The organism is Halomonas llamarensis (assembly GCF_023555005.1).
In the GTDB taxonomy this organism is placed as follows: domain Bacteria; phylum Pseudomonadota; class Gammaproteobacteria; order Pseudomonadales; family Halomonadaceae; genus Vreelandella; species Vreelandella llamarensis.
Map to the genome: position 1 here is coordinate 208,277 of NZ_JAMJPJ010000001.1, position 26,700 is coordinate 234,976.

Below are 26,700 nucleotides of genomic sequence, written 5' to 3' on the forward strand. Positions count from 1 at the left end.
AACTCACGCGCTATGCCGCCCAGCCAAAGCCCAAGATCGGCATGGCGAGCGCAAACATCGCCAGGCAAATCACCACCACGGCGATAACGCTCATCACCGCCCCGGCACGCAGCATGTCCATCACCCTTACCTTGCCACTGCCAAACACCACCGCATTGGGCGGCGTGGCCACGGGCAGCATAAACGCGCACGAGGCGGCCATTGCCACCGGCACCGCCAACAGCAACGGGCTAGCATCGAGACTCACCGTGAGTGCGGCGGTCAGCGGTAAAATCGCCGCCGCCGTGGCGCTATTGCTGGTGACGTGGCTCATCAGCATCACAATCACGACCACCATCAAAATCATCGCCCACGTCGGCCAAGCGCCAAACACCGCCAGCCCGTTGGCGACCACCACCGCAAGCCCCGAGCTTTCAATGGCGGTGCCCAGGCTCAAGCCGCCACCCACCAACAGCAGCACACCCCAGGGCAAATTTTTCGCGCTCTCCCAGTCGAGCAAGAACTGGCGCTGGCGCCAGCGCGCGGGCACAACGAATAAAAGCAACGCCCCCATGACCGCAATGCCACCGTCACTCAGCGTTAGCCCTGTGACATCCTGTAGCAATGGGCGAGTCATCCACGCCACCGCGACTAACGCGAACACCGCCGCCACCCGCTTTTCAGGGCTGCTCATATGGCCTAAATCGTCTGATTGCTGGCTCAACATCGAGCTGATTCCGTTCAACGGTGCGTGCGACACCGGAAAGATGGTAAAGGTCAAGAGTCTCCAGGCCGTGACCAACATGATCAACGCCGGGGGAATGGCCACCAGCATCCACTGAGCAAAACCGATCTGAATACCGTAATTATCACCGATAAACCCGGCCAATAGCGCATTGGGCGGCGTGCCGATCAACGTCCCCATGCCGCCGATATTCGCCGCCAACGCAATCCCCAGCAACATACACAGCGACAGCGCACGCTGCTGTTCGACACTTAGCTCATCGTCACGCTCCATCAGCGCCAGCACCGACATACCGATCGGCACCATCAATGCCGCCGTGGCCGTATTGCTCACCCACATACTGAGAAATGCCGTCGCCGCCATAAAGCCCGCCACCAGGTGATCGGGCCGCTTTCCCGCCACCGACAACACACCCAGCGCGATACGCCGGTGCAAATTCCAACGCTGAATCGCCTCCGCTAGCATAAAACCGCCCAAAAAAAGAAAAATCAGCGGATTCGCGTAAGGCACCGCCGCGTCGCTGATATCGCCCACGCCCAACAATGGCAAAAGCGCGACCGGCAAGAGTGCGGTAACCGCCATGGGCACCGGCTCCAGAATCCACCACACCGCCATCCATACCGTTAGCGCGACCACGCTCCACGCGGCAGCTGGCATATTCGCAGGCGCCTCCATCAGCAATAGCAACACGGCGAGAAGCGGCCCGAGAAAGAGCCCTAGCGTCACTTTTGTCCGTGCGGCATCCTTCATCTTTCTTCCTCCTCAGCGCGTTCGGCTAGGCGCTTGCGCGCCCGGTTGCGTCGGTAACGCCGCATAAACGCAATACCCAACGCAAAGGCCAGCATCACGGCTAGCGTCACACCTTGCCAGGGCCGCGCGGCATCACGTAGTACGGTATCTAGCGTGATGATCACGATCAGCCCAATCGCCTGCGAGCCAATTGCCAGCGCCCGCAAGGGATCAAACGTTGGCTGGGGCATAATGTCTCCGAATGTATGTAATGGCGTGATAGGGTTTGTATCAGCCTCTAGTGTAACGATTATTTAGGATAACCATGAATGCCATCGCCTTAGGTCCTGTCCTGCTGTCTTTACCGCGCCTTTACGCCTTTGCCAGTGCGCTTTTGCTGATCATCGCCGCGCGCTATTTGCTCGGCCTCCCCAAGCCGGTTTACCAGCGCTGGTTGACCGGGCTCATGATTGCCTGGCTTATCGGCGCTCGTATGGGGCATATCGCCCTTAACGCCGAGAGCTATGCCGCCGCCCCGTGGGATGCCATAAAGCTATGGCAGCCGGGGTATCACGGCCTGTGGGGTATGCTCGCGGGGCTTATTTGGAGCGCCTGGGCGCTGCGCGAGCGGTTCATCGCGATGAGCGGGGCGATGGCGCTGCTGATCGGCGCCTCAAGCCTATGGCTAGTGCTCGTCACACTCTCGCCGCTTGGTAGTGGTAGCACGGTAACGGCCCTACCTGACATTACGCTAGAAGACCTTGACGGCAACACGGTACACTTGCCCGCGCTTGCCAATGGTCAGGACCACATCATCGTCAACCTGTGGGCGACCTGGTGCCCACCCTGCCTGCGCGAAATGCCGTTGCTTGCTGATGCCGCCGAGCGCGAGGGCGTCACCGTCGTCGTCGCCAACCAGGGCGAAGATTTGCTTTCCATCACCCGCTACCTCGACGAACAAGGGCTCGATTTCCGCTACGCACTACGCGACCCGAACCAACAGCTGATGGTGGCATTTGAGTCCCCCGGCTTACCCACCACGGTCTTATTCGACGGCGACGGGCGCGCGCTTTCCCAGCACGTGGGCGAGCTCACCCGCGCTCAGCTGGATCAGTGGTTAAAAGAGTGAAAACCAGATTAACGCGACAAGCGCTTAATCCCTCAGCCCCTTTGCGTTAGAATCCCCCGCCCCACTCGCCGCCGGGACCCACCCGGCGGTCGTTGACCCGTTTCTAGCATCCTTTGAGGCACCATGAGCGACTTTTCTCCCGGCCAGCGCTGGATCAGCGACGGCGAGGCTGAGCTTGGGCTTGGCACCGTGCTTAACTGCGACACCCGCAGTGTGACGATTTTGTTCACTGCCAGCCAGGAAACCCGCACCTACAACACCCGCCAGGCGCCACTTACTCGCGTGCAGTTTGGTAGCGGTGACCGCATTCTCTCTGCCGATGGCTGGCAGATGCTTGTCGATGACAGCAAAGAGCACGACGGGCTGATCACTTACGTCGGCCAAGACAACAGCGGCGCGCTCTGCGAGCTGCCCGAAGCCAAGCTTGCCGATACCATGCAGTTCGACCAAGCGCGTGATCGCTTACTGACCGGCCAAGTTGACCGCAACGACTGGTTCGATCTGCGCTTTCGCACCCTGCACCACCATCAGCGCATCGAACAGCACAGCGCGCTGGGCTTTTCCGGGCCGCGTATCGATTTGATCCCGCATCAGCTCTACATTGCCGATGAAGTCGCCCGTCGCCACGCCCCGCGCGTGCTGCTTGCCGACGAGGTCGGCCTGGGCAAGACCATCGAAGCCGGGCTGATTCTTCACCGCCTGCTGCTCGTCGGCCGCGTCGAACGCGCGCTGATTCTGGTGCCGGATAGCCTTACCCACCAATGGCTGGTGGAGCTTTTGCGCCGCTTCTCGCTGAGCGTCACGCTGCTCGATGAAAGCCAAAGCCAAGCCCACGGCAGCGCCAACCCGTTTGATAGCGGCCAGCTGATTCTCGCCAGCCAAGACTGGCTGTTTGCCAACCCCGCGCGCCAAGAACAGGCGCTGGCAAGCCACTTTGATCTATTGATTGTCGACGAAGCGCACCACCTCGACTGGAACGAAGAAGGCAGCGGCCCCGGGTATCAATGCGTGGAGCGCCTTTCGGCCGAGATCGACGGGCTGTTGCTGCTCACCGCCACCCCGGAGCAAATGGGCCTGAAAAGTCACTTTGCCCGCCTGCGCCTGCTCGACCCGGAGCGCTACCACGATGTAGAACGCTTTAAGCAAGAAGAGCGCCACTACGTTGAGGTCGCCAGCGCCATTGACGCGCTGGACGCCTTGCCCGGCGACCCGCAAGCCCGCACTCACGTTGACGCAGTGGCCGACGACCGCGACAGCCAAGCGCTGCTCGAAACGCTTGCCAACCCCGAAGCAAGCGCTGAGCAGCACGATACCGCCCGCGTGCAGCTGCGCGACGCCCTGCTTGACCGTCACGGCACCGGGCGGGTGATGTTTCGCAATAGCCGCCGACACGTGGGCGGCTTCCCTGAGCGGCGTTATCACCCCGTTCTCCTGGCGATGCCCTCGGCGTATCGCCGGGTGATCCGCCGCCTAGAGCGCGACGAGGACTACCTCGATGAGCTTCTGATCGAAACCGGCATGGATCACCCGGATGTGTTGATCTACCCGGACGCCATGTACCGCGAGCTCTCCAACGACCCGCTCAACGCCGAAGATTGGTGGCACATCGACCCGCGGATCAACTGGCTGCTAGAGAAACTTAGCGACGACAGCGAGTCCGGCTTTGCCGATGACAAAATCCTGATTATTGCGCACCACCGCGAAACCGCTGAAGGTATTGCCGAAGGTCTGCGCGTCCTCGGCGGCTACCACGCCCCGGTGTTCCACGAAGACCTCTCGCTGATCGAGCGTGACCGCGCCGCCGCCGCGTTTGCCGATGACGAAGACGGTTGCCAGGTGCTAGTGTGCTCGGAAATTGGCTCGGAGGGCCGCAATTTCCAGTTCTGCCGCCACTTGGTCATGTTCGACTTACCCCAGCACCCGGATCAGCTTGAGCAGCGCATCGGTCGTCTCGACCGTATCGGCCAGCAGCACGCCATCGAGGTTCACGTACCCACTTTCGAAGGTAGCCCCGGCGAGCGCCTGCTGCGCTGGTACCACGACGGCATGGACGCCTTCAGCGCGCCCCACGGCGTGGGCAGTGACCTGTTCGATGCCTTTGGCGATGCCCTCGCTGATGCCCTGCTCGACGACGAAATGCTCACGGAGATTGTCGAGGAAACCCGTGAGATGTTCTCAGCCAAGCTTGCCGAGCGCGATGCCGGGCGCAACCGCCTGCTGGAGCTTAACGCCTGCCGCCCGGCCCGCGCGCAAGCGGTGATCGACGCCGTCAGCGAATTGGACGACGATAAGGCGCTGCCCCGTTTTGTCGAGCGCGCGCTGGATATTTTCGGCGTGGATAGCCAAGACTTAGGCGGCGACGTCATGCTGATCTCACCCAGCCAGCAGATGCTCGACGGGCTACCGGGGCTGGCAAAAGGCGAGGAAGGGTTTTCCGCCACCTACCACCGCGATGTCGCGCTCGCCCGCGACGACATTCAGCGCCTCTCCTGGGAGCACCCGCTGCTGCGCGAAATGATGGGCCGGGTGATCGACGGCACCATGGGCAACAGCGCGCTGGCGCTACTGCGCCACCCGGCCATTCCGAGTGGGCGTTTGATGGCGGAACTGGTATTTCGCACCCACTGCCCAGCGCCAAAACGGCTGCACCTGAACCGCTTTCTACCGCCGACGGCAGTGCGTGTTCTGCTTGATGAGTCCGGCGCCAACTTGACCGACAAGATCTCGTTCACCGGGCTTTCCAAGAACGTGCAGAAGGTCAACAAATCGCTGGCGCGGGATTTGATCAAAAGCCGCCACGAACAGCTGCGCACGCTTTTAACCCAAGGCGAAGGCGAAGCCGAGCGCGAGCTACCGAGCATCATCGAAGCCGCGGAAACCCGCATGCGCGCCCAGCTTGATAACGAGCTTGCCCGCCTAACGGCACTGGCCGAGCACAACCCGGCGGTACGCGATACGGAAGTTCAGGCGCTAAAAGCCGAGCGTGCTGCCCTTAGCGACGCCATCGAAAACACCCGCTTGCGGTTAGACGCCGTGCGGGTAGTGATTACCGTGGATACCGGGCGTTAACGCAGAATCGCGCCCAGCGCTTTATCGAGCGTAGGGTATTGAAAGGTGAAGCCGGCCGCCTCCAAGCGTGCCGGGCGCATATCGGCGCCGGTTAACAATAGCCGCGACATCTCCCCCAGCATCGCTTTAAGCACAAACGCCGGCACGGGGAATATCGCCGGGCGATGGAGCGTTTTCGCCAGCGTCTTAGTGAATTCGGCGTTGCTGACCGGATTCGGGGCGCTGGCGTTAAACGGCCCGCTTAGGCTTTCCTCCTTGAGCAGGAACACAATTGCCTCGACCAAGTCCTCGCGATGAATCCACGGCATAAACTGTGCGCCGTCACCGAAGCGCCCGCCTAGACCGAACTTAAACGGTGGCAGCATTTTCTGCAGGCTGCCGCCACCGGCATCGAGCACCAAGCCAATTCGCAAGATCGCCAAGCGCACACCGAAGGCGTCAACCTCTTTGGCTGCGGCTTCCCACTCGGCGCACAACCGATGAGCAAACTCATCATTTGGCGGCGTTTCTTCGGTCACTTTTTTATCGCCTTGATCGCCGTAATACCCCATAGCAGAGGCCGACACCATGGCCTTGGGCAGCGGCTGGCCGTTATCTTTTAGCTGCTCGCAGAGCACAACCAACTGTTGTGTGGCTTTCAGCCGAGATTGGATCAGCGCCTTTTTTTGCGCTTCGCTCCAGCGCTTTGTCGCAATCGACTCGCCAGCCAAGTTCACTAGCGCTTCGGGTGGGGAATCAAGGAACGCCTGGGCGCTCTCGCGCACATCACATGCTTTTGGCAACTGGCCGCGTGCCGCATTCGGCGAGCGCGATACGACTTGGGGCTCATGCCCTTCGGCCACCAACCGCTCACATAGTCGCTGACCCACAAACCCACTACCGCCGGTGATTAGTACACGCATTGAGAACTCCTTGGCCACACCGCGTTGGGCGACATAGATAATGAAAATAGATGGCGAAAATGTTGCAAATCTTTATTAAGTAATATTTATACCATACTGTTACAATTGAGTAAGTTTATTAAAGGATATTCGTTATGTCGGCTACCCAATTTTTCACCGATCCTCCCACCGACGCTCCCGCCATTGCCGTGATTGGCGCCGGTCTCGCCGGTCTTGCCTGCTCTAACGTTCTAACGCAGGCGGGCCATCGCGTGGCGCTGTTCGATAAAGCGCGCGGCCCAGGGGGCCGCATGTCAAGCAAGCGCCGCCCCGAAGCCACCGTGGATCTCGGCGCGCAAGCATTTACCGTTCGCGACGACGACTTTGCTGCGGAAGTCGAACGCTGGCGTGCTGCTGGCTGTGTCGCCGAATGGCCGAACTCCCTTTATCAGGCTAACCCAAGTGGCTGGCAGACGCATCATGATGGGCAAACGCGCTATACCGGCGCCCCGCGAATGAGCGCAATCACGCGCCATTTGGCCGAGACGCTCACCCCACAAGGCGCTACCTTCTATACCAGCACACGCATCACGGCGCTGACTAACACGGCGGCCGGCTGGGAGCTAACCTGCGAGAATGGCGATGTTGTCGGCCCTTATACACAGGTGGTGATCACCGCACCACCGCCGCAAGCCGAGTCGCTGGTACAACCCTTGGATAACACCCTATTTTCGCTCTGCAAACGCCTTCCCCAGCAAAGCTGCTGGGCGGGCTGGGTGGTATTTGAGACGCCTCTCCCAGCACTTCCCGGCGTTGCATCCGATTGGCAGATGGCACGCGCCCAACACCCGGCGCTGCGGCTTATCGCGCGCAATCGCACCAAGCCTGGGCGCGAAGCCGAGCCGGAAAGCGTAAGCCTCATCGCCCAGCTCGATTGGAGCAAAGCGCACTTAGAAGACGAGAACGATGCGGTTGCACAGCAACTATTTGACGCGCTAAAAAGCGTATTTCCCGCCCCGTTGACCTTTCCCAAGGTGACCGATATCGGCGCCCACCGCTGGCGTTATTCGCAGCCCGCCGAGGATGCCGATATGCCGGCTGAGGGCTTTGCCATCGGCCGCGATGGCTTGGCACTTTGTGGCGACAGCTTACGTGGAGGCCGCGTTGAAGATGCATGGCTTTCAGGCTACCGGCTTGCCCAGGCGCTGCTAGAAGAAAAGGGATCGTCACCACGCTGAATGGTTGTACCCGGCGGCCACAAGTTGTACAAAGGAACCGTGTATAATACGTGGTAACATTACGCATTAACGTGACACCCGTTACCCAGTATGACGACAATGGTGTTACGTCACCATATAGATAAGACAATCAAGAGGCATTCGCGCCCATGAGTCACAAGGCGACCCATCCACCCGATACTCCGCTTTATCCGATCCGGGAAGTGTCCCGCTTAACGGGTGTGAACTCGGTGACGCTGCGTGCGTGGGAGCGGCGCTACGGTCTCATTCGCCCCCAGCGCACGCCAAAAGGGCATCGCCTCTATGCTCAGGACGACATCGCTCGGGTTGAACGTATTCTTCAGTGGCTAAACCGCGGCGTACCGGTCAGCCAAGTCGGCGATCTGCTCGACCAGCCGGAAAAAGTCGAAGCCCCAACACCGACCAGCGGTGATTGGGAGAGCCAGCGCCAGCACTTACAGGCCACCATCGAAGCGCTAAACCTGCCTAAGCTTGAGTCGCTGTATTACCAAAGCCTTTCTATCTATCCGGTTAGCGTGGCGATTAACGAGCTGTGGCAACCGGTGATTCTCAGCTTGGAAGCCCAATGGGCCAACACGCCCGATGCTTTAGTACGGCGCACCTTGGAAGCGTTTTTGCGCAGTCAAATTGGTATCCGTTTGCATTACGCCAACCAGGCCACGCGCGGGCCGCTGATTCTGCTCAACGTGATGCCCGACGACCCCGGCCCACTATGGAGTCTCATGGCCGCCCTGATGGCCAGTGAACAGGGTTATCGCGTGCAGCTGTTAGATCGCAACCTACCGCTGGAAGATCTCCCCCAGGCCGTGGCCCGCCTGCACTCGTCGATGGTGTTGCTGGCCAGCGGCCAAAAAGAGAGCGATCACTACATTCACGAAGCGCTGCCTAACGCCGCTAGAACCCTGAACGTACCGCTTGGCGTGTGCGGGGAAGTGGCTCGCCTACGAGAGCACGCCTTCAGCGATGATTCGGTCCATTTGCTGGGGGATGACCTGCCGCAAGCCATCTCACGCTTACGTCCGCTGCTACGCGAATCGGGCGTGCTATAGCGCTAGATCGCGCGGCGCTTTCTCGCGTTAATGGAGGCAATATGGCACGGCAGCTGGTTTGGTTTCGCAGTGATTTACGCATTCACGATAACAGCGCGCTTGCTGCCGCCGCGGCAAAAGGGCCTGTGGTCGCAGTATTTTTGCGCAGCATCACGCAGTGGCAAGCCCACGGCCACGGCGCTAATAAACTCGATTTTTACGCCCGTGGCGTTACCGCGCTAAAAGACGCCCTTGAGGGGCTGAACATTCCCCTTTTACACCGCGATATCGACACCTTCGACAGCGCGCCTCAAGCGCTTTTAGACATCGCCCGCGAGCACGACATCTCGGCGCTGCACGTTAATCACGAGTACCCACTTAACGAGCAGCGCCGCGACCAGGACGTCTTTGACGCCTTTCATCACGCTGGCATTGCCGCCCACGGCTACCACGACGCCGTTGCCTTTGCTCCAGGTACACTGCTCACCGGCAAAGGCGACTATTACGGGGTTTTTACCCCGTTCGCGAAAGCCTGGCATAAAAATGTACAACCCGAGCAACTAACCCTGCGCGACGCGCCTTCGCCACAAACGCCACTCAATATCGACAGCGACCCACTCCCGGCGCTTCCCGAACTTGACGACACGCCCGTGGATGGCCGCCAGTGGCCAGCGGGTGAAAACGCCGCCGCAGATCACCTGGAGCGATTCTTACGCTTTCGCGGTCGCTACTATCACGACCAGCGCGACTTTCCTGCCGTGCGCGGCACCAGTGGGCTTTCGCCTTATCTGGCGCTAGGGATGATTTCGTATCGGCAGTGCCTGCAGGCAGTCATGAGCGAAAACGGCGGTCACTTAGCCGACGGCGATGCGGGGCTAACCGCCTGGGTGAATGAGCTGATCTGGCGCGAATTTTACCAGCATGTGGCCGTAGGCTTTCCCAAGGTATGCCGCTATCAGCCTTTTCAAGACCACACTCGGGCGCTTGCTTGGCGCGATGACAAGGCGAGTTTTCACGCCTGGTGCGAGGGGCGAACCGGCTACCCTTTAGTGGATGCCGCCATGCGCCAGCTGGTGACCACCGGCTGGATGCACAATCGCCTGCGCATGGTAACCGCGATGTTTTTGAGTAAACACTTACTCATCGACTGGCGCCGAGGCGAGGCGTTTTTTATGCGCCATCTTATCGACGGCGAATTCTGCGCCAACAACGGCGGCTGGCAATGGGCCGCTTCCACCGGCACCGACGCCGCGCCCTACTTTCGTATTTTTAACCCCACGACCCAGTCCACCCGCTTCGACCCGGCGGGCGACTTTATTGCCCACTGGCTGCCCGAGCTCGCCGAACTCCCGGCGAAAGCCCGCCACGCTCCTCCCTCTGACCTGCTCACCCGGCTCGACTACCCCGCCCCGGTTGTCGAGCACAAAGCGGCACGCCAGCGCGCGCTTGAGGCGTTCAAAGCGCTGAAATAAGCCGGTGGCGGGCCCTTCGACAGGCTCAGGGCGAGCGTCATCCGTTCACCCTGAGCTTGTCGAAGGGCGCTTGTCGAAAAGTGGACAGGATTTAGCCTTAAGGAGATCCTCATGCCTCACGATACCTCGTTAGAGACCTTTTGTGCTTTTTTTAATAAACTAGACAATACCTGTACAGAAAAGCTATACGAGGTATATACTGATGATGTCGTTTTTAGCGATCCGCTGCACCGCGTCGAAGGGCGTGCTGCGCTGGAGAGTTACTTTTCGGTGATGTACGAAAACGTGACTGAGTGTCGTTTCATCTATCACCAACGCGTGTGCCAAGGCGATACCGCTTTTGTGACATGGACCATGCACTTTGCGCACTCGTCATTGGCAAGCGGCAAAGTCATCGCGGTTGAAGGGTGCTCACACCTAACATTCGCAGACGACGGGCGTGTCGCGCACCACCGAGACTACTTTGATGCGGGTGCTATGCTGTACGAGCACGTCCCTATTTTAGGCCGCTTGGTACGCCTGCTTAAAAGGCGAGTCAATTAACGCCAGGCAGTCAGTTAACGGAGTGTCACATGAGTCGATGGGAAACGCCGCAACGCATATGGTTGACCGGCGCCACCTCCGGGATCGGCGAAGCCGTAGCGAAAAAACTGCTCAATGAAGGTCACCTGGTGGTACTCAGTGCCCGCAGCGCCGACAAACTTGACGCCCTGTGCGCTCATCACCTCAACGCCATTGCGCTGCCGCTGGATATCAGCGACCGCGACGCCGTACTTGCCGCCGGCGAAACGATTCGTGAACGCGTCGGTGCGCTGGATGTGGTGCTGCTCAACGCCGGTACCTGCGAGTACGTGAACATGCCTGATTTTGACATGGCGCTAATCGAGCGGGTTTTCACCCCTAATCTGTACGGTACGCTGTACGGGGTGGAAGCCGCCCTGCCGCTGCTGCGCGCGGCGCGTAAAGAAGGCCGCCCGGCACGCCTTGCCGCCACGTCTAGCGCCTCTGCCTATCTCCCCTTGCCCCGCGCTGAAGCTTACGGCGCCTCCAAAGCGGCGGTGAGCTACTTTCTGGAATCGCTGCGCCTTGATCTGCACCCAGAAGGCATCGGCGTCAGCCTTATCCACCCTGGCTTTGTGAAAACACCACTAACTGAACGTAATGACTTTCCCATGCCAATGCGTGTAAGCGTTGATGACGCCGCTGAGGCCATCCTTAATGGCTTGGCCAAAGGCACGCTGGATATTCACTTCCCGCGCCGTTTTACCTTCCTCGTTAAGCTGATCGGCATTCTGCCGCCAAGGTTTCGTCGCGCTATTGGGCTGCGCATGGCCCGCTCGCAAGGAGATAACGCATGACTCAGCCGGCTCCGTTTCACGCCTCGCAGCGTATCGCCGTTGTTGGCAGCGGCATTAGTGGCATGGCCGCCGCTTGGTATCTCTCAGCGCAGCATGAAGTGACACTGTTTGAGTCCGCCGAGCGATTGGGCGGCCACACCGCGACGGTCGACGTGGAGGTAGGCGGCAAGCCGTATGCCATCGACACCGGTTTTATTGTCTTTAACGACTGGACCTACCCGCACTTTCAACGCCTACTAGAAACCCTGAACGTCGCCGTGCAGCCCACCGAAATGAGCTTTTCGGTGCACGAAACCGAGGCCGATTTCGAGTACAACGGTCACACGCTAGCCTCACTGTTCGCCCAGCGGCGTAATCTGCTGCGCCCGGCCTTCTACCGGCTGCTTAGCGATATCATGCGCTTTAACCGCGAGGCGACCAAAGACCTCGACAGCGAACGCCTACCCGCCAATATGACGCTTGGTGAATATCTTGATCGCAATGGCTACAGCGACGCCTTTCAGCGCCGCTACCTGCTGCCCATGGGCGCGGCGATTTGGTCGGCAAGCATTAATGATCTGCGCGCTTTCCCGCTGACGTTTTTCGTGCGGTTCTTCCGCAACCACGGGCTTTTGAGCGTCAGCGACCGCCCGCAGTGGTACACCTTAATCGGCGGCTCCCGGGCCTATATCCCCGCGCTCACCGCGCCTTATGCCGCGCGTATTCGATTGAACACACCGGTCAGCGCCATCCAGCGCGATAGCACCGGGGTCACGCTGACCACCCCGTCAGGCGAAGAACGCTTCGATCAAGTGGTGCTGGCCTGCCATAGCGACCAGGCGCTTTCAATGCTGTCCGATGCCTCGCCCGCTGAGCGCGACATCCTCGGGGCGATGCCGTATCAAGACAACGATGTCGTGCTGCACACCGATACACGCCTGCTACCTCGGCGCCAGCGCGCTTGGGCCAGCTGGAACTACCGTCTCGACCAGCGCGACGCACAAGCGCGCGTTTCGGTTACCTACGACATGAATATTCTGCAGCGCTTAGAGGCCGACACCACGTTTTGTGTGACGCTCAACGACAGCGAAAGCATCGACCCCGCCAAAGTACTTAGACGCTTCACCTACGCCCATCCGCAGTTCACCCTTGAGGGCTACGCCGCGCAGCAGCGCCACGGCGAGATTTCCGGTGCACCGTCGACCTTTGGCCGCACCCACTTCTGTGGGGCTTACTGGCGCAACGGTTTTCACGAAGACGGCGTTTGGAGCGCGCTGCGCGTCGCTCGCGCCCTGGGTTGCGACGAAGCCGCTCCGCCACTAGACGCCCCCACCGCCCTACCCGCGCATGAGCTAATGCCCCACGCGGGCGTGGGAGACGGGCTCGGATGAGCATCATGGCAGAGACGGTTAGCTCGCGTATTTATTGTGGCACACTGCGCCACCGCCGCTTTACGCCGCGCCATCATGCCTTTAGTTACCGGATATGGATGGCGTGGCTGGACCTTGACGAGCTCCCCGCGCTATTCGACGGCGTGCCCGGTTTTAGTGCCCGCCGCTCGGCGCTGGCACGCTTTCGCCGCGAAGACTACCTGGCGCCGACGGATATCCCGCTAGAAGACGCCGTGCGCGCCGAGCTCACCCGCCAGCTAGGCAGCGCCCCTGAAGGGCGAATTTTTATCCTCACTCAGCTACGCACTTTCGGCGTCATTTTTAACCCCATCACGCTTTACTACGTTTACGACCGCGATGACCGGCTCGCCGCCGTGCTGGGGGAAGTCACCAACATGCCGTGGCGCGAGCGCACCGCCTATGCCTGCACGGTCGACCCCAAACGCCATCGCCACACGGCGACATTTGCCAAACACATGCACGTCTCGCCGTTTAACCCCATGGACATGACCTACCGCTGGCGCTTCAACACCCCGGACAAGCAGCTACTCGTACACATGGAGAACTGGCACAACGCCCCTGCTCCCGATACACCGCCGCTTCAGTTTGATGCCACCCTGACGCTCACCGGCGCTCCGACGACTCGGCGCGTGCTGCTAAGCACACTGGCACGCCAACCGTGGATCAGCTTAAAAACGGTGGCGGGCATTCACTTTCAAGCGCTCAAGCTGTGGCTTAAGCGCGTCCCCCTTTACGACCATTCTCAACGCAAGGAGACACGAAAATGACCATCCTGCGTACGTCCCGCTCATCAACCCCACCCTCTACGTCGCCTGCGCTTGCAAAAGATGCGGCCGCACCGGCGGCCAAGCCCTCCGCCGCGCAAGCTGATCGTGTGACGCGCTGGTTAAAACCGCGCTTGCTCAAGCAGCTCGACACGTTTCAGGGCGGCCATATCACCTTGATTGAAGGCACGAAACGCCACCACCTCGGCCAAGGCGGGCCGCTGCAGGTCACGGTTGTCATTCGCCATCCGCGGGCCTGGAAACGCCTAGCCTTCGGGGGAACGATCGGGGCGGCGGAATCGTACATGGATCACGATTGGGACGCCGATGACCTCGTCGCGCTGGTGCGTCTTTTCGCCGTGAACTTAGAGCAGGTCAATAGCAAGTTGGAAACCGGCAGCGCGCGCTTCACCCGTTGGCTGCTCAATACCGCCTACCGTTTTCAACGTAATAGCGTCGAAGGCGCTAAGCGCAATATCGCCGCCCATTACGATATCGGCAACGACTTGTTCTCGACGTTTTTGGATCGTGAGCACTGGATGTATTCCAGCGCCGTGTTCCCTTACCCGGATGCCAGCCTAGAAGAGGCCTCGACCTACAAGCTCGACCTCATGTTGGAGAAACTCGACGTTCGCCCCGAACACCACTTGCTGGAAATCGGCACCGGCTGGGGCGGGCTTGCCCTGCATGCAGCCAAAACCCGTGGCTGCCACGTCACCACCACCACGATCTCGGACGAGCAACACATCCATACGGCGGCGCGCATCAAAGCCGAAGGGCTTGAGCATAAAATCACCCTACTCAAACAGGATTACCGCGCGCTCACCGGCACTTACGACCGCGTGATTTCGGTGGAGATGATCGAAGCGGTAGGGCATCAATACTTAGATACCTACCTGGCCAAAATCGACAGCCTGCTCGCTCAGGATGGCCAAGCCATGCTGCAGGCCATCACCATTCGCGACCAGCGCTTTGAAGCGGCAAAACGCGAGATGGATTTCATCAAGCGCTATATTTTCCCCGGCGGTTTTTTGCCCTCGCACCACGCCATGCTGAAAAGCCTGACGCGCAAAACGTCGCTCAATATGGTAGCGCTCGATGAAATTGGCCAGCACTACGCGCGCACCCTGCGCGAATGGCGCCACCGTTTTGAGGCGAACCTAGAAGCCGTGTCCAACTTAGGCTACGACGAACGCTTTGTGCGTATGTGGCGCTATTATCTGTGCTATTGCGAAGGCGGTTTTTTGGAGCGCTCCATCGGCACCTGCCATTTACTGATGGCCAAACCCCAAGCCAAACCGGTACCGCTGACAGGAGCCTTGTAATGGCGGCAACGCCTCCTTCTTGGCGTGCACTGCTCGCCAACGTATTGCGCTTTGAAGTGGGCTGGTTTTTGTGCGTACTGGGAGGCTCGTGGGTGGCACTGCTAGCAGCAAGTGCCCTGATTGCTTGGCACTTACGCGTGATGGCAGCCCCCGGGGAGTGGCGTTTGCTTCTCGGCTTCGCGCTGCTCGGGCTTGTGCTCGACGGCGGTTTGGCGCTGTTGGGCGGGTTTGATTTCAGTGGCCACACACGGGTGTTCGGCTTGATGCCGCTGTGGCTATGGATGTTGTGGCCACTTTTTGCCACCTTGATTCTGCACTCGCTGCGATGGCTGTGGCGCTACCCGCTATTGGCGTTTTTGGGTGGTGCGGTAAGCGGCCCCTTCTCCTATTACGGTGGCGCGATGCTAGCCGATGTTGGAATAGCGCCTTGGCTGCTGCCCACGCAGGCGGTTATTTGGGGCATACTATGTGTGGTGCTGGCTCGCTACTTGCCACGCTTTTTCCCACGCTACGACCTATCACCTTGAGCTCCGTGTTTAAGAGGCCGACTGAGCCAGCGAAGCCTCGGCACGCCCTGGCGAATCACCCAGCCAACGCGTCTCCAGCTCTGGCACCGGCAAGGGGCGGGAAAAATAGAACCCCTGCACAATGCTACAGACTGCGTCGACCAAAAACTGGCACTGTGCTTTGGTTTCAACACCTTCTGCCACCACATCCAGCCCCATCCCTTCCGCCATCGCGAGCACGGCTTTGACAATGGCGGCATCGGCTTGGCTTTCGGGTAGCTCGCGAATGAAGGCGCGATCCAGCTTGACCTTATCCACCGGCAGGCGCTTGAGATAAGCCAACGACGAATAGCCGGTGCCGAAATCGTCAATCGCAATCGGAAAGCCTTGGTCGCGCAGCGCTTTCAGCCTTGGCCCCATATCGCCGGCGCGCTCATCTAACAGCACCGACTCGGTAAGCTCCAACCCGATTTGCGCCGGGCGCAAGCGGTAGCGCTTCAAACAGCCCGCAAGCTGACTCTCCAAATCCCCATGAAACAGCTGCAAAGCGGAAATATTGATCCAAATCGTGGCCTTGGGCATCTCGCTATTTTGCCAGTGCGCTTGCTGAGCACAGGCTTTCTCGATGACCCAGGTGCCAAGCTCTGTCATTAGGCCGTGGCGCTCAGCGAGGGGGATAAACTCGCCGGGGGAAATCATGCCATCGCGGGGGTGGCGCCAACGCAGCAGCGCTTCCATCCCGGTTAGCTCACCCGAGCCTGGGTGGTGCTGCGTCTGGTAATGCAGCTCCAGCTGATCCCCCGAGACTAACGCCGCGCGCAAATCACTGACCAGCGCCAACTGCGGGTTATCCTGCTTATCCAGCGCCGGACGAAAGCGCAGGCTATGGTTACGCCCCAAGCGCTTGGCGCTATAAAGCGCTGACTCTAAGCGCTGGAACAGCACGCCGGAATCTCGCCCATCTTCCGGTGCGCGACAACTGCCCACGGTAATCCCCAACCGCAGCGACTGCTCGTTGATTTCAAACGGGTGGCACATGTGTTCGCGAACGTCCGCCACCCACTTATCGTGATCATCAAAGGTAGTGGTACGGATGACCAAAAATTCATCGCCACCGAGGCGCCCTACCACGCCGCCCGCCGCGTAACTTGCCAAACGCTGAGCAAAACGCGCCAGCAGGCGGTCGCCTTGCTCAACGCCTAATCCATCGTTGACGGTTTTTAAGCCGTCGATATCGATCAACGCCAAATCCAGGCTCTCACCGGCGCGCAGATGGCGCAGGCGCGAAGCCGTCAAATCGTGCAGCCGACGGCGGTTGGGCAAACCGGTCAGCGGGTCTTCATAGCCGATACGACGCAAATCCTGCTCGCGGGCTTTCTGCGCCGAAATATCGGTAAAGAGACTGATGAAATGCGTAATTTCACCACGTTTATTGGTCACCGCACGCACTTTCAGCCACTCGGGGTACTCATCACCGTGCTTGCGTCGGTTCCACATTTCTCCTTCCCAGCGGCCAGTGCTTTTCAACGTATTCCAGAAGGTTTGGTAAAACGCTTTATCGTGACGTGGTGCGGCTAACGTTTCGAGTTTGCGCCCGACCATTTCCGAACTCTCATAGCCGGTAATTTCGGTAAACGCCGGGTTTACCGCTATCACGCGATTCTCCACATCGCTCACCACCACGGCATCGCCGGTTAGGCTAATCACATCTTGCGACAGCCGCATATACACGCGCTGCTGACACACTAGACGCCACCCGTCCCATATCCCCAACGCGACAATCGCCGTAGCGACCAAGCGTAAAAGCGCATCAGGAATCCACACGCAAGCAGGCAGCGCCATCAGCGCCACCCATACGAGCGGGCGATTATTAAGAGAAATAGTTGGCCACATGGAAAGTAAGTGACTCCTACAATGAATGACTGATGCGTATGAACAATTTAACCGTATCAGTAACTTGAATGCGGTATGGGCGAGATAGCATTAATAGTGCGTTTATTGTGCGCAAACAGTCAAATCGACGTAATGTTAATACATTGCCTAGCATACGTTATCGGCGTACGGGCGCAAAACTGTAGCGCAGCATATTGCCGCAAACAAAGAACGCAATATTTGCTGGGATACCAGTGCACAAACGACTAACTTACTAAAAAAAGACACGATCACGCAGCTATGAACTTATTTCGTTCGTTTTTATTCCGTATTGCGCTGCAGTATCGCTTGTTAAAATATTGTCGCTTTTTCATCCCTCCCCTTGACGCTTGACTGAAAGGAAAAACGTCGCCATGACAATGTTATATGCGCCATCAAGCCAGCCGCGACCTTATCGCCGCTGGCTTTTTTTGTTGGCCTCTCTGCTGCTCTTTGTTAGTCCCAGCGCTTTCGCCGTTACCGGTGAACTCGATCTCACCAGTAGCGGTGTGGGCTTTTTTGCCGTCGCGATCTTCGTTTTGGCCTACATGCTGGTCATGGCCGAAGAAAAGATTCACATGCGCAAATCGAAACCCGTACTCGTGGCCGCCGGTATCATTTGGGGCCTTATCGGTTGGGTTTACGTCCAAAACGGTATGTCGACAGATTCCGAACACGCATTCCGCATCACGCTTTTGGAGTTCACCGAGCTGATGCTGTTCTTGCTGGTCGCCATGACGTATATCAACGCCATGGACGAGCGTAAGGTCTTCGATGCATTACGCTCATGGATGCTGCGCAAGGGCTTCAGCTATCGCCAGTTATTTTGGCTCACGGGTGGGCTTGCCTTTGTTCTCTCACCCATCGCCGACAACCTGACCACCGCGCTTTTGATGTGCGCCGTGGTCACCAAAGTCGCCGAGGGTGATAAGCGCTTCATCAACATGGCGTGTATCAATATCGTCGTGGCCGCCAACGCTGGCGGCGCCTTTAGCCCTTTTGGCGATATCACCACGCTGATGGTATGGCAGGCGGGCATGGTAGAATTCCAAGAGTTCTTCATCCTGTTCTTCCCGGCGCTAGTGAACTTCCTGATCCCGGCGTTGATCATGAACTTCTTCATCAAAAGCGCCAAGCCCGAAAGTGTTTACGAAGATGTCTGGCTCAAGCGCGGTGCCCGACGCATTATTGCGCTATTTCTGCTCACGATTATCACCGCCGTTTTATGTCACACGTTGCTGCATCTACCGCCGGTACTGGGCATGATGACGGGGCTTGGTTATCTGCAGTTTTTCGGCTACTACCTGCGCCGCAGCTTGCCACGCTCGTTGGAGCGCAAGCGCGAGCGCTACAGCCGCCGTGGCGACAACAAGAAACTCGAACAGCTGGGTAGTGTCGTACCGTTTGATGTCTTCAACCGTGTCGCCCGCTCCGAGTGGGATACGTTGCTATTCTTCTACGGGGTGGTGATGTGTGTGGGTGGCCTGGGCTTTATGGGCTACCTCGCCATGCTCTCTGAGGCGCTTTACATCGGCTGGAATGCCACCGCGGCTAATATCACCCTCGGGGTTATTTCCGCGCTGGTGGATAACATCCCGGTAATGTTTGCGGTGCTGACCATGGAACCCGATATGTCACACGGCCAATGGTTATTGATTACCCTCACGGCGGGCGTGGGCGGTAGCCTTCTTTCCATTGGCTCCGCTGCGGGCGTCGCGGTAATGGGGCAGGCACGTGGTGCCTATACGTTTATGGGCCACCTGCGCTGGACGCCGGTCATTTTCCTCGGTTATGCGGCGAGCATCATTGTCCACATGATGCTGAATGCGGAAAGCTTTGCCCTATTTAGCTAGCGTTTTATCTAGGCACTTAAAAAGCCCCAGCACGACGATGTCGGCCGGGGCTTTTTATTGTGCGCAAATAGAGGCGTTTGATCGCACCGTAAAGCGATTCTTTTACCGCTACTTTTTACGGCCCAGCGCCATATCCAGCGCATCAAATTGCTGTGTTAGGTAGGAGCTGGTTTGATTCATTTGCGCAATCATGGCATCGAGCTGGCCAAACTGCACCCGATAGCGCGAAATCGTGCGGTCAATGCTTTGTTCCATCCGCTCATAACGTGCGTTAAGGCTCTCGATGCGGTTTTCCGCGCCGCTAATCGCAATGCCGAGCGTGCCGTTGTTTCCGGTCAGCTGGGCCGTGGTAGTGCTCAGGGCGTCGGCCAAGCCATTTTCGTCCTCAACACCGGCAAAGAAATCGCCCAGCGCATCGGGGTTATTTTTAGCCAGATCGCTAATGGTGTCTTCGTCGATTTCAAGCGTGCCGTCGCGCTGCAGCGTAATACCCAGTTGGCTGAGCGTTGAGAACTCCCCACCCGCCACGCCGTTTGTCAGCGCACTACGCAAGCGACCTTCAATGGTACGCACTGTACTATCGCCCACCAACTCACCGGCAGTTTCCCTATCGCCCGAATATTTTGTCAGCGTACCGATCGTCTCTTTCATGTCGTTAAAGGCTTTAACAAAGCCACCCACGGCCTCACGGATTTTGAGCGTATTGCGCTCTACCGTGACCGTACTACTGGCGGTTTCCCCCACTCCGATATTGAGCCCACCCAAGTTGAGCGTAACCCCCTGAATCGCGCCTTCCACCTGGTTGTTTTCGCTGGTGATGGCGATACCATTAACCGTCAGCGCCGCATCTTGCCCGCCAATTGCCGTACCGCTGGTTAGCGCGGTGCCTTCGGCGGTATCAACGGCGGCGGCGGCACCTGCACCATCAAGGAAACTGAAACTGTGAACAGACGCGTCCACGCCGGTTTCGTTAGAGCTCAACGCTAAACGGTAATCTGTGCCATCAAAAATCACGCTGGCGCTCACTCCGGCGTCTTTGTTGGCATTAATCGCATCGCGGATATCTTCTAGACTGCTATCCGCCGCAATATCCACTTTTACGCTACTCGCGGTGCCGTCAGCACCGAAGTTAAGCTCTACCTGCGTTGCGCCATTAAGCGTTAGCGGTTCACTGGCGTCTGTAACTTTACTAGAGGCAAGGGTGCCGCTGGTGGCAAGCTGGGTAACCTCGACGCGATAACTGCCCGGCAGCGCCTCGGCACTGGTGGTGGTGGTAATCTCGTCGCCGCGCACGTTAGCCGAAAGGCTCTGGTAGAGTTGGGGGTCGTTGAGCCCGTCGACGGCATCTTTAAACCCATCCAGGGAGGATTGAATTTTGCCATAAGCGGAAATTTTGGCATTTTGCTGCTCTTGCTGACGCGTAATCGGCGCGAGTTTACCGCGCTCAGCGTCTTTTAGCTGATCAAGCAAGCCATTAAGGTCTAGGCCGGAGCCAATACCGAGAGAGGTTATTGTCGCCATACTGGGAGTCCTCAGTGTTAAAGGCTAAACCAAACACGTGTTGCGCGACGCTAGCGTAAAAGAAGACAGAGCGCACTGTCGGTCCACGGTTTTCATTACTTATCATTATCGACTGAAAAAGCGCCTTCTTTAGCGCCTTTTTGTTATTTAACTGTATCAGCTTGTCGTGTCATGGCAAACGACCTACCAACAAAAAGCCCGCATTAGCGGGCTTTTTGTTATAACATCAAGCGGTTGAAGCATCCGCGCGTTAGTTACCAGCGTTGAGCTGTGCCTCCATTGAGGAAAACTGCTGCGTCAAAAAGCTACTCGTCTGGTTCATCTCGGCAATCATGCTGTCGAGCTGGCCGAACTGTTCGCGGAAACGGCCAATGGTCAGATCAATGGACTGCTCCATGCGTGTGAAGCGATCACCAAGCGACTCGATACGATTTTCGGCGCCGTTAATCGCGCCCTGAACGGAACCGTTGCCGCTCAACATTTGACCAACGCTTGTGTCGATCTGCTCAGCCAAACCGGTGGCGTTCTCGCCACCGGCGAAGAAATCCGATAGTGCTTGCTGGTCGTTGGCAATAACGTCGTCCAGACGGCCTTCGTCTATCGAGAGCGTGCCGTCTACCTCAAGCGTGATGCCAATATCGCTAAGCATCGAGAAACCATCTCCGCCCGAGGCAACGCCGCCGCTCAGCGCACTACGCAGCGTTGATTCAACCCTGCGCACCGTGTTGTCACCGTTGAGCTCACCGGCCTTCCCGGTTTCTTGGTCAAAAGAGGTCAGCTCGCCAATGGAGGTTTTCAGCGAATTATAAGAATCGACAAAACCCGTTACGGCCTCACGCACGGCGAGGGTATCCTGCTCAACGGCTACCGTGCTTGTGCCTTCGCTTTGCAGGTTCAAGGTGACGCCTTGAATCGCGCCCTCTACCTGGTTATTTTCACTGGTGATGGTGATGCCATTGACATCCAGTTTCGCATCGGTGCCTGCTTGATGGGTATTCGTGGTGTCGGCCGCGAAAGGCGCTGGATCGGTGCCATCAAATGAAAAGCTTGAAATCGAAGCATCCGCGCCAGTTTCGCGGGAGCTTAGTGCCAGGCGAAACTCATCGGTGCCACTGCCGTCGTTAATAATGGTCGCGTTGACGCCAGAATTTTCATCGGCGTTGATGGCATCGCGAATACCTTCAAGCGAGCTATCCGCTGCAATAGTGACATCCTGAGTCGACCCATCGCCAAAGGTGAACGTCATCTGCTGTTCGGCGCCAGAGATGGCAGTATCTGACTCGGCCACACCGGTTGAAGCCAGCGTGCCGCGCGTGGCAAGCGACGTCACGTCAATGTTGTAGCTGCCCGGCATCGCCGTTTCATCTGCTGCCGCGCTTACCGATTCCCCGCTAATGTTAGCAGAGAGGCTTTCGTACAACGAGGTATCGTTTAGCGCGCTGGCGCTGCTCTGAAACCCAGAAAGCGCGCTTTCAAGCGTCCCGTAAGCAGAGATTTTTGTCTTCTGAGATTCTAGCTGCTGTTCAACAGGCACCAGCTTTTCTCGCTCCGCGCTGCGCAGCTGATCCAACAGACCGTTAAGATCCAGCCCAGAACCAACGCCAAGAGATGAAATCGACATACCAAACCATCCTTTTTTTCGCGGTGCGACTTCTTCTACAGAGCCACTGCTCGACACCGACGAAGCATAATGCGATGTATTCGACGCTTTTACGCGCCCTACTGATTTAACTTATACACTAAATAATCGGCCTTAAGATGGCGAACTTGAAGCCAAGTGCCACTTTTTATGTATCAATATGTAATGCCAGCTAGCCACTATCCGCTTACCGCTCCGCTTGAGTTAACGCCTGCAGCCGCTGATACAGCGATCTTGCACTTTCAACCGCCGTCGCCTCGTGAGCATCCAAGGCAAGGTAAACATCGCGGCGCTTGTCTTGAGTCACCGCTTCTAGCTCGGTCTCGTAGCGATTTAACAGGTGCTCCAAGTTCAGACGAATCATCATAAGCTCCAGCTCAAACTCCTGTTGCAACGACTCGTAACGCGCCTTCTGCGCCGCCGTTTGGTTCGTCTTCCCCTTGACTTTGAGCGTAGTATTCACTTCTTTTTTCATGGTGTTAAGTTTAGGAATGAGGTCATAAATCACCTCATAAGCGGAAATATTGGCAGTGGCTTGGCTCACAACGCCCCCATAAACGGCAAAAAAATATCAGCGACCACGAAAATAGCACACCCCGAATGGAATGCACGGGTAGCGTTCATTCACATCTTCGCGTTGCCGTCGATAACCGCCTGAAGACCGCTGGCCGTCACCGGTTGCTTTTCCACATCCATCACCTTGCCCCCAGCACGGGCGAGCTCTTTTGAAAGGTTTACCAAACGCACCAGCTGAAGTTTATTCGGCGTTGCATTGCGGCTCTTTTTTAGCATCTTCACGCTGACGCCTTTGACCGGGATCTGGCCGTTATCATTATTAAAAGACGGTAGCCGACCCGGTGGGTACGCATTGGCAATATAAATCGGGTTGCGCGGCGATTCGCCCGCCAAGGTGAAAGATTTACTGCTGCTTTCATAAACGGCCCCAGCGGCGCCAAGCAACATGCCCAAGCGTTCATTTAACGCAAGTGTGGGGTCATCAAACATGACAAATAGCCCCCACGCACCGGCGTTCTCATCTACCAGCACGGGAGAATCATCTGCGGGGGGAGTGGCAGCGCTGCTTGGTGGCTTACGGGGTTTGCGCTGACGAAAGCCTAAATTCACGTTCAGGGTTTCCCCCGTTACCAGCAGGTAGATCACTATCAAGCCGCAGTTAAGGCTTACCCAACCCGCTAAAATCGCGATCAAAAACGGGAGTGTTGTCGAATCCATGACCTTCTCGGTATTAGGTTACACGCTATTATCGCCGACAAAGGTGCCGACTAGCATTGAGATATATCAAGCTGAGCAGCCCACGCCAGTTAAGCAACTTAATGAATCTATACTATCTAATATAAGTTAAGCGAACCACTTAAACACCCACGTTGAGGCTTTCAAAACCTCGATAACGGGCGGGTGATCACCCGGTATTACGAAGCGTTACTGTGCCCCACACCACAAAGTGCGGGTTGAGTTTTTCGCGCGGTGTAGCGTAGGAAAGCGGCTCGCCTTGCAGTGTTTCCACCCGGCCCCCGGCTTGCTCAACCACCACTTGCGCGGCACCGGTATCCCACAGGCAAGTTGGCCCTAGGCGCGGGTAAACATCGGCCTTACCTTCGGCAATCACGCATTGCTTCAGTGAACTGCCCATGGGCAGCATATTGTGCTCGCCGAGTTTTGTTAGCCAATCGGCGAGATCCGGGCTTGCGTGCGAACGGCTACCCACGACCCGCCAGGGCGTATTAGCAGCGGGCTTACCGGCCACGTGCAGTGTATGGCGCGCACCATGTTCATCGACTTTCACCGCGCCCATGCCTTCTGCGGCAAGATATGCTGTGCCCAGCGCAGGCGCGGTCACCACGCCCAGCACGGGTTTGCCCTGTTCGATCAACGCGATATTGACGGTAAACTCATCGTTACGCTTAATGAACTCCTTGGTGCCATCGAGCGGGTCCACCAGCCAGTAGCGGCCGTCCTCGTCTGGCCCGGCGAAACCCTGCTCGTCTTCCTCCGAGAGCACCGGAATGCCCTGCGGTAGCGCGTTGAGCTCACGGACGATAATCTCATGCGCGGCTTTATCCGCCTCGGTCAGCGGGCTTTTATCTTCCTTCTCTTCCACGCTGAACTCGCGCGCGTACACCGTCATGATGGCATCGCCCGCCTCGCGAGCAATACGTTCTACGGTGTTTAATAAGTCGGTCATATCCATCGTATTCTCGTCTCTATTTTCGGCGCTCGCTCACCCTGAGCATGTCGAAGGGTGGTCAGCATCCAACATCACTCGTGTATTCTCCCGCTGCTGTTTCACTGCATCATCGAGAATCGTCAATAGCTTGTCGTAAGCTTCCGGCATATCGCCTTCCATGCCGATATTCTCGAAGCGCTCGACGGTGTGCTGCGTCTCATTATAGACGAGCGCCACTGGCACGATGTGAGGAGGGCTCGATAGTAGCAAACAATGGCAGGGGAAGTGTCGATGAGTTAGCGAAGGCGCTATCGCATGGACTTGGGATCGGGCGTGTTGTGGTAAAGTACGAATATTCAGACAGGAGCGCGCATGGCCCCTAAGATCCATAATCGTCACGACCACAGCTATAAGCTAATGTTCTCGCACAAACAGATGGTGCGAGACTTGCTGACCGGATTTGTGAATGAAGCCTGGGTGGAACAGCTAGATTTCAGTCAGATGGAGCAGGTGAGCGGCACCTACATCACCGATGAGCTGCGCGACCGCGAAGATGACATGATTTGGCGGATATGGTGGCGAGACCGGTGGTTGTACGTTTATCTCCTGCTGGAGTTCCAATCACGCGAAGATGATTTCATGGCCGTGCGGATCATGAGCTACCTAGGGCTGCTGTATCAGGACCTGATTCGTCAGGAAGCCTTCACGCCAAGTGGCAAACTGCCACCGGTGCTGCCAATCGTGCTCTATAATGGAGAAAAACGCTGGGCAGCGGCACAAAACATCGCGGATCTGGTCGAACCGGTACCGGGAGGTTTGGAGGATTACCGGCCTAATCTGCGCTATTTGCTGCTCGACGAAGGAGCGATTGTTGATGCACCGGGCTGGTCGGATGAAATGCGCAATATTGTGGCAGCAGTATTTCGTATTGAGAAGCATCGCGATGAGCAAGATGTATCGGAAGCGATGGGGCATTTAGCAGAGTGGCTAAGTGGTCCAGAACAAGCCAGTTTGAGGCGAGCGATCATCGTTTGGTTCTACCGTGTTTTCCTGCCTAACCGAGCTCCTGAACTGGAGTTCCCAGAGGTCAGTGATTTCACCAATTTGCATGAGGTACACGACATGCTAGCAGAACGGATCAAGAAATGGCCTGAGCAGTGGGAAGCGAGAGGAGAAGCGAGAGGAGAAGCGAGAGGAGAAGTGAAAGGTGAAGCTAAGTTTTTAAAAATGCAGATTGCTTCAAAGTATGGCGAGTGCCCTGACTGGGCTCAGAATAAGCTCAACGCGGCTGATGCTGAGCAGCTTGAGGCATGGGGTAAGCGCATCTTCCGTGCCGAGACATTGGAAGAGCTGCTGTCAGACTGACGAGGTGGAAGTGATTTCACCAATTTGCATGAGGTACACGACATACCGGCAGAACGAATCAAAAAATGGCCTGAACAGTGGGAAGAAAGAGGCCGTTAAGAAGCTTTAGAGAGCAAGCGTAATGCAGCCCGAAAATTGATAGCGTTGACGTAAATGAACGATCAACTGATCGCGGAAATCGAAGAACTACCGGTTGAAGAAGTCGAAAAGTTGCGTGCCGAAACGCAGCACTGAGCTGCTTTCCCACCTGCCTCCCCGCTCGCACTGAGTTTGTCGAAGTGTGAGCCTGTCGAAGGATCGCCCTCTTGAACCTTCCGCTCACCCTGAGCCTGTCGAAGGGTCGCCAGCACCCAACATCACCCTTATAGGCACACGCTGCTGCCTTCAAGCCTGAATTCAGGAGCAAGGCCTAGCGCTGGCGGGTGGTCAGCGATTTTTGGAATGCCAAGCCATGCGAGAAACCTTATGAGCGAGCGCCACTGGCACGATGTGAGGAGGGCTCGATAGTAGCAAACAATGGCAGGGGAAGTGTCGATGAGTTAGCGAAGGCGCTATCGCATGAGCACTGGACAAGGCGGCGCTGTGGTAAAA

General features: G+C 57.6%; 23 protein-coding genes. 13 read left to right on the forward strand and 10 right to left on the reverse strand.

The window, feature by feature from the left end; genetic code table 11:
- Window positions 1–10 precede the first annotated feature (10 nt).
- Together M8006_RS00955 and M8006_RS00960 are read right to left on the reverse strand one after the other, a co-directional pair.
- Window positions 11–1,474: an SLC13 family permease gene (locus M8006_RS00955; protein ID WP_250079112.1), complete on the reverse strand. Its 1,464-nt coding sequence runs from the start codon at window positions 1,472–1,474 to the stop codon at window positions 11–13.
- A complete protein-coding gene (locus M8006_RS00960) occupies window positions 1,471–1,704 on the reverse strand; it encodes a hypothetical protein (protein ID WP_250079114.1) in 234 nt (77 codons plus the stop codon). Before M8006_RS00960 ends, M8006_RS00955 begins: the two co-directional genes overlap by 4 nt.
- 74 nt (window positions 1,705–1,778) lie before the next feature.
- Here M8006_RS00960 and M8006_RS00965 point away from each other — a divergent pair, with 74 nt between their 5' ends.
- Window positions 1,779–2,582, forward strand: a complete 804-nt coding sequence (locus M8006_RS00965) for a TlpA disulfide reductase family protein (protein WP_250079116.1) — start codon at window positions 1,779–1,781, stop codon at window positions 2,580–2,582.
- A gap of 123 nt (window positions 2,583–2,705) precedes the next feature.
- On the forward strand, window positions 2,706–5,651 hold the full coding sequence (gene rapA, locus M8006_RS00970; protein ID WP_250079119.1) for an RNA polymerase-associated protein RapA: 2,946 nt from the start codon (window positions 2,706–2,708) through the stop codon (window positions 5,649–5,651).
- Here rapA and M8006_RS00975 read toward each other — a convergent pair.
- Window positions 5,648–6,553 (reverse strand): TIGR01777 family oxidoreductase, encoded by a 906-nt coding sequence (locus M8006_RS00975; protein ID WP_250079121.1) that lies wholly within the window; start codon window positions 6,551–6,553, stop codon window positions 5,648–5,650. The genes rapA and M8006_RS00975 overlap by 4 nt on opposite strands.
- Window positions 6,554–6,687: 134 nt before the next feature.
- On the opposite strand from M8006_RS00975, the gene M8006_RS00980 reads away from it, so the two are divergent.
- The 9 genes from M8006_RS00980 (at window position 6,688) to M8006_RS01020 (ending at window position 15,656) form a co-directional block, all read left to right on the forward strand.
- A complete protein-coding gene (locus tag M8006_RS00980) occupies window positions 6,688–7,770 on the forward strand; it encodes an NAD(P)/FAD-dependent oxidoreductase (RefSeq protein ID WP_250079123.1) in 1,083 nt (360 codons plus the stop codon).
- Between the two features lie 149 nt (window positions 7,771–7,919).
- Window positions 7,920–8,840, forward strand: a complete 921-nt coding sequence (locus tag M8006_RS00985) for a MerR family transcriptional regulator (protein WP_250079125.1) — start codon at window positions 7,920–7,922, stop codon at window positions 8,838–8,840.
- Window positions 8,841–8,881: 41 nt separating this feature from the next.
- Window positions 8,882–10,291, forward strand: coding sequence for a deoxyribodipyrimidine photo-lyase (phrB, locus tag M8006_RS00990; RefSeq protein WP_250079127.1), 1,410 nt, complete (start codon window positions 8,882–8,884; stop codon window positions 10,289–10,291).
- A gap of 111 nt (window positions 10,292–10,402) precedes the next feature.
- Entirely contained in the window at window positions 10,403–10,834 is a 432-nt protein-coding gene (locus tag M8006_RS00995) for a nuclear transport factor 2 family protein (RefSeq protein WP_250079129.1), read from the forward strand.
- Between the two features lie 29 nt (window positions 10,835–10,863).
- Window positions 10,864–11,649, forward strand: a complete 786-nt coding sequence (locus tag M8006_RS01000) for an SDR family NAD(P)-dependent oxidoreductase (protein ID WP_250079131.1) — start codon at window positions 10,864–10,866, stop codon at window positions 11,647–11,649.
- Complete coding sequence (locus M8006_RS01005) at window positions 11,646–13,019, forward strand: NAD(P)/FAD-dependent oxidoreductase (protein WP_250079134.1); 1,374 nt, start codon at window positions 11,646–11,648, stop codon at window positions 13,017–13,019. Before M8006_RS01000 ends, M8006_RS01005 begins: the two co-directional genes overlap by 4 nt.
- 5 nt (window positions 13,020–13,024) lie before the next feature.
- On the forward strand, window positions 13,025–13,807 hold the full coding sequence (locus tag M8006_RS01010; protein WP_250079533.1) for a DUF1365 domain-containing protein: 783 nt from the start codon (window positions 13,025–13,027) through the stop codon (window positions 13,805–13,807).
- Window positions 13,804–15,129: an SAM-dependent methyltransferase gene (locus M8006_RS01015; RefSeq protein WP_250079135.1), complete on the forward strand. Its 1,326-nt coding sequence runs from the start codon at window positions 13,804–13,806 to the stop codon at window positions 15,127–15,129. Before M8006_RS01010 ends, M8006_RS01015 begins: the two co-directional genes overlap by 4 nt.
- Window positions 15,129–15,656 carry a DUF2878 domain-containing protein gene (locus M8006_RS01020; RefSeq protein WP_250079137.1) on the forward strand — a complete coding sequence of 176 codons (528 nt, stop codon included), beginning with the start codon at window positions 15,129–15,131 and terminating at the stop codon, window positions 15,654–15,656. Before M8006_RS01015 ends, M8006_RS01020 begins: the two co-directional genes overlap by 1 nt.
- A 9-nt stretch (window positions 15,657–15,665) precedes the next feature.
- On the opposite strand, the gene M8006_RS01025 is transcribed toward M8006_RS01020, so the two are convergent.
- On the reverse strand, window positions 15,666–17,528 hold the full coding sequence (locus M8006_RS01025) for a putative bifunctional diguanylate cyclase/phosphodiesterase (RefSeq protein ID WP_250079139.1): 1,863 nt from the start codon (window positions 17,526–17,528) through the stop codon (window positions 15,666–15,668).
- Window positions 17,529–17,920: 392 nt separating this feature from the next.
- Between M8006_RS01025 and nhaD the strand changes: the two genes are divergently transcribed.
- Entirely contained in the window at window positions 17,921–19,399 is a 1,479-nt protein-coding gene (gene nhaD / locus M8006_RS01030; protein WP_250079141.1) for a sodium:proton antiporter NhaD, read from the forward strand.
- A gap of 108 nt (window positions 19,400–19,507) precedes the next feature.
- Here the strand turns inward: nhaD and fliD (M8006_RS01035) are convergent, their stop codons facing one another.
- The 6 genes from fliD (M8006_RS01035) to M8006_RS01060 form a co-directional block, all read right to left on the reverse strand.
- Window positions 19,508–20,920, reverse strand: a complete 1,413-nt coding sequence (gene fliD / locus M8006_RS01035) for a flagellar filament capping protein FliD (protein WP_250079142.1) — start codon at window positions 20,918–20,920, stop codon at window positions 19,508–19,510.
- A gap of 250 nt (window positions 20,921–21,170) precedes the next feature.
- A complete protein-coding gene (gene fliD, locus M8006_RS01040) occupies window positions 21,171–22,541 on the reverse strand; it encodes a flagellar filament capping protein FliD (RefSeq protein ID WP_250079145.1) in 1,371 nt (456 codons plus the stop codon).
- Window positions 22,542–22,746: 205 nt separating this feature from the next.
- The gene (locus tag M8006_RS01045; RefSeq protein ID WP_250079148.1) at window positions 22,747–23,103 is read right to left on the reverse strand and encodes a hypothetical protein; all 357 of its coding nucleotides are present in this window, start codon (window positions 23,101–23,103) and stop codon (window positions 22,747–22,749) included.
- A gap of 80 nt (window positions 23,104–23,183) precedes the next feature.
- Window positions 23,184–23,792: a hypothetical protein gene (locus M8006_RS01050; RefSeq protein WP_250079149.1), complete on the reverse strand. Its 609-nt coding sequence runs from the start codon at window positions 23,790–23,792 to the stop codon at window positions 23,184–23,186.
- 187 nt (window positions 23,793–23,979) lie between these two features.
- A complete protein-coding gene (gene cysQ / locus M8006_RS01055; protein WP_250079152.1) occupies window positions 23,980–24,768 on the reverse strand; it encodes a 3'(2'),5'-bisphosphate nucleotidase CysQ in 789 nt (262 codons plus the stop codon).
- 30 nt (window positions 24,769–24,798) lie between these two features.
- Entirely contained in the window at window positions 24,799–24,987 is a 189-nt protein-coding gene (locus tag M8006_RS01060) for a hypothetical protein (protein WP_250079154.1), read from the reverse strand.
- A 129-nt stretch (window positions 24,988–25,116) separates the two neighbouring features.
- Between M8006_RS01060 and M8006_RS01065 the strand changes: the two genes are divergently transcribed.
- The gene (locus M8006_RS01065) at window positions 25,117–26,109 is read left to right on the forward strand and encodes an Rpn family recombination-promoting nuclease/putative transposase (protein WP_250079156.1); all 993 of its coding nucleotides are present in this window, start codon (window positions 25,117–25,119) and stop codon (window positions 26,107–26,109) included.
- The last annotated feature ends 591 nt before the right edge of the window (window positions 26,110–26,700 follow it).